This is a genomic window from Desulfovibrio sp. DV (genome assembly GCF_001936595.1).
Lineage (GTDB): Bacteria > Desulfobacterota > Desulfovibrionia > Desulfovibrionales > Desulfovibrionaceae > Solidesulfovibrio.
This window is the reverse complement of record NZ_MLBG01000177.1, coordinates 1-3,764: the sequence shown is the minus strand read 5'-3', so window position 1 is coordinate 3,764 and position 3,764 is coordinate 1. Positions and strand designations below refer to the sequence as shown.

At 64.2% G+C, this 3,764-nt stretch carries 4 protein-coding genes; all 4 read left to right on the top strand.

All coding sequences use genetic code 11. The features are described from left to right. The first annotated feature begins 62 nt into the window (after positions 1-62). Positions 63-947 (top strand): DUF2156 domain-containing protein, encoded by an 885-nt coding sequence (locus tag DVDV_RS21510; protein ID WP_075356610.1) that lies wholly within the window; start codon positions 63-65, stop codon positions 945-947. Positions 948-1,122: 175 nt separating this feature from the next. Beyond that, the gene (locus DVDV_RS21505) at positions 1,123-1,509 is read left to right on the top strand and encodes a response regulator (protein WP_075356609.1); all 387 of its coding nucleotides are present in this window, start codon (positions 1,123-1,125) and stop codon (positions 1,507-1,509) included. A gap of 140 nt (positions 1,510-1,649) precedes the next feature. Further along, positions 1,650-2,627, top strand: coding sequence for a 4Fe-4S binding protein (locus DVDV_RS21500; protein WP_075356608.1), 978 nt, complete (start codon positions 1,650-1,652; stop codon positions 2,625-2,627). 98 nt (positions 2,628-2,725) lie between these two features. Next, positions 2,726-3,580 (top strand): uridine kinase, encoded by an 855-nt coding sequence (locus tag DVDV_RS21495; protein ID WP_075356607.1) that lies wholly within the window; start codon positions 2,726-2,728, stop codon positions 3,578-3,580. Positions 3,581-3,764 lie beyond the last annotated feature (184 nt).

Below are 3,764 nucleotides of genomic sequence, written 5' to 3'. Positions count from 1 at the left end.
GGTGTACCGTTACGCTGATTGGGCGCGTTTCGGCATGGGTGGCGGCAAGACGAGGAAGTGAGATGCGAGACGGATTTGAAGCGATTTCGCTCGCCCGGCGCGACGAATATCTGGAACGGCTGGCCATGTGCCCGCAGAAGGTGTCGGACTACAGCTTCGGCAACCTCTGGGGCTGGGCCGAGGAATACGGCCTGTCGTGGCGGTTTGGCGAAAGCCATGTGTGGATTTTGCAAACCAAACCCTATGAGGTCTTCTGGGCGCCGGTCGGGCCGTGGTCCGACGTGGACTGGAGCGCCTGCCCGTGTCTGGCCCAGGGCCTGGATTTCATCCGGGTGCCGGAGCGGCTGTGCGAGATCCTCTCCGAAGCCATGCCGGACCGGGTGCGTACCGAAGAGGCCCGCGACCACGACGACTACGTCTACAGCGTGCCGGAACTGGTGGAATTGCGCGGCAACAAGTTCCACAAGAAAAAGAATCTGCTCAGCCAATTTCAGCGGACCTACGACTTCGAATACAAGGCCCTGACGCCGGACTGTGTGGAAGAGACCCTGGAATTGCAGCGCCAGTGGTTTGCCTGGCGCGATCCCGAGGAATCCGGGGCGCTCTTGGCCGAGAATCAGGCCATCGTGCGGGTGCTCCAGAGCTGGGACCGGATGCCCGGCATGATCGGCGGGGCCATCCGGGTGGACGGCGAAATGATCGCCTACACCGTGGCCGAGGCGCTTACCCCGGAGATGCTGGTCATCCATTTCGAGAAGGGGCGTCCCGGTTTCAAGGGCGTCTACCAGGCCATCAACCAGTTCTTTCTGGCCGATGCCGGACAGCCCTATGCCCTGGTCAACCGCGAGCAGGATCTGGGCGACGAAGGGCTGCGCAAGGCAAAGCTCTCCTACAACCCCTGCATGTATCTGAAAAAGTGCAAGGTGTCCGTGGCCCCGGCCGGTTGATGCCGGTTTCGGCCATGCGGCGCGCGACTCGTATCGGATGCCATGTATGCAGTGCCCGGCCAGAACGCACCCGGGCACTGCGGTGATGGTTGGGCTTGCTTTTTTTGGCAAAACACTCAAAAGTGCCCGGTGTCGTTTCAAGGACAACTTCATCACGGTATAACTGGCGGGTGGCATGGATAAGCGGCTTCGGGTTCTGGTTGTCGATGACTCCAAGGTCATGCGGGGGATCATCCGCAAGATGCTCGGACACGACAGGGCCGAGGTCCTGGAGGCCTGCGACGGCAAGCAGGCCCTGGAACTGTTGGCCGCAGAGCCGGTCGACTGCATCATCTCCGACTGGAACATGCCCCGCATGAAGGGCATCGACCTCCTGCGTCGGGTCCGGGGCGACGGCGCATTGGCCGACACGCCCTTTGTCATGGTCACGGCCGAGGCCATGGCCGCCAATATGGCCGAGGCCGACGCCGCCAAGGTCAGCTCCTACCTGACCAAGCCCTTTACCACCGACGATCTCTGGAATACCCTGCGCCGCATCCTGCCCGACCACCTGCCCTGCTAGGCGGTCGCCGGGGAAAGGGCTCCTTTCCTACCGGAGGGGCATCCCGGCGTACGGAAGTTTCCCGCACGAACTGCTGCCCGTTGTAACCAGGGCACAACGAATCCATCCCTGCCGCAAACCACATCCTCCAAGGTTTTTCCATGTCGTACCACCTCTCGCCCAAGGCCCTTGTGCGCCTGCCCCAATGGTTTTTCTTTGTCGCCACCCTGGCGGTCGGCGTGCAGTTCGTCCGCTTCTGTCTGGCTGCCGTGGCCGGCACGGCCGAGGCCGTGTCCCGGCCGGCCGGGGTGGAAGGCTTTTTGCCCATAAGCGCCCTCCTGGGCTTGCGCCGCCTGCTGGCCACCGGGTCCTTCGATCCGGTGCATCCGGCCGGCCTGTGGATTCTGCTGGCCGCCATCGCCATGGCTCTGGTGTTTCGCAAGGCCTTTTGCGGCCACATCTGCCCGGTCGGCTTCCTGACCGTGCGCCTGGGCCGCCTGGGCCAGCGCCTGCAACTGGCCCGCAGCGTCGGTGTGCGCCTTGGCGTCGTTCTCGGCCTGCCCAAATACCTGCTCCTGGCCTTTTTCCTCTTCACCACCTTTTTCGGTATGGACCTCGCGGCCGTCGACGCCTTCCTGCGCTCCTCCTACAACATCACTGCCGACGCCCGGATGCTGCTCTTTTTCGCCAGCCCAAGCGCCACGGCCCTGCTCGTCCTGGCCGGACTGGCCCTGCTCGGGCTCATCTTTCGCGGTTCCTTTTGCCGCTGGCTGTGCCCCTACGGCGCGCTGCTCGGCCTTTTGGCCAAGATCGGTCCCACGGCCCTTCGCCGGGATGCTGCGGCCTGCACCGGCTGCGGTCGCTGCCGTACGGTGTGCCCCATGGACATTCCCATCGACGCCAGCCCCCGGCCCATGGACTGCACCGCCTGCGCCTCCTGCGTCCTGGCCTGCCCGCGCCGGGAGAGCGCCGTGCGCTTCGTCTTCGCCGGCACTCCCGTCCCCTGGTGGACCACGGCCGCTGGCGCGTGCAGCGTCTTCGCCCTGGCCTACCTCGCTGCCCATGCCCTGGGCCTGTGGAACGCCAGCCTGCCCCAGGCCATGCTGGCCCGGCTCTACGCCATGGCCTTAGCCCACTGATTTCACCCAATCGTCCCTGTCCCCGCTTGCGCCCTATGCTCTTGAAGGATATACAGACTTGAGTCTTATATTCAAAAAAATCGAATAGAGAGGGCGCAATGGGCAAGCTCATCAAGGAACAACAGGAAGGCGGACGCCTGCATATCGAATCCCCGCTCATGGGCGAATCCCTGGTCAGCCGGGCGCTTTTGGCCACCCAGGGACAGCGGGAAGTGTTTCGGATGCACCCGGACGTCAATGTGCTCAAAATCGGCGGCCAGTCCATCATGGACCGGGGAGCCAAGGCGCTGCTCCCCATCCTCGACGAACTGCTCAAGGCCAAGGAACAGCACAAGATCATCCTCATGACCGGCGGCGGCACCCGGGCCCGGCATATCTACAACATCGGCCTGGAACTCGGGATGCCCACCGGCGTCCTGTCCAAGCTCGGCGACAAGGTGGCCTCGCAAAACGCCGAGATCCTCTCGGTCCTTTTGGCCAAACACGGCGGCGTGCGCATCGGCCACGGCGACCACCTCGAACAGCTCACCATGTTCTGCCAGCTCGGCTACCTGCCCATCACCCCGGGCATTCCGCCCTACGGCTTTTTCGAACATCCGGCCGAGGAAGGCATGATCCCGCCGCACCGCACCGACTCCGGCGCGTTCCTGCTGGCTGAAAATATCGGGGCCAAATCGCTTATCTACCTCAAGGACGAAAAGGGCCTGTACAGCGAAGATCCCAAGAAAGCCAAAGACTTCGAAAAGCTCGAATACTACGGCCGCATCTCGGTTTCCGAACTGACGGCCCTCGACCTCGACGATCTCATCGTGGAACGGCCGGTGCTGCGGTTCCTCAAGCACAGCAAGTGCATCAAGCAGTTCCAGGTCATCGACGCCCTGCGCCACCCCGAGCACATCCTGGCCGCGCTCGACGGCGAGCATGTCGGGACGATTGTGTACAAGGACGAGTAGGGGAGAAAGGCAGAAGAGAATCGGGGCGCTGCCCCGAACCCTGCCGGGGCGCTGCCCCGGACCCCGCCGGGGCTTTGCCCCGGACCCCACCGGGGGGATGATCCCCCCGGACCCCTGCAATGGGGGGCGTGGGCGGGGGTGGGGGTGGGGAAGTGGCCGGGAGGCTGGTCGGCGGCGGCTGGCT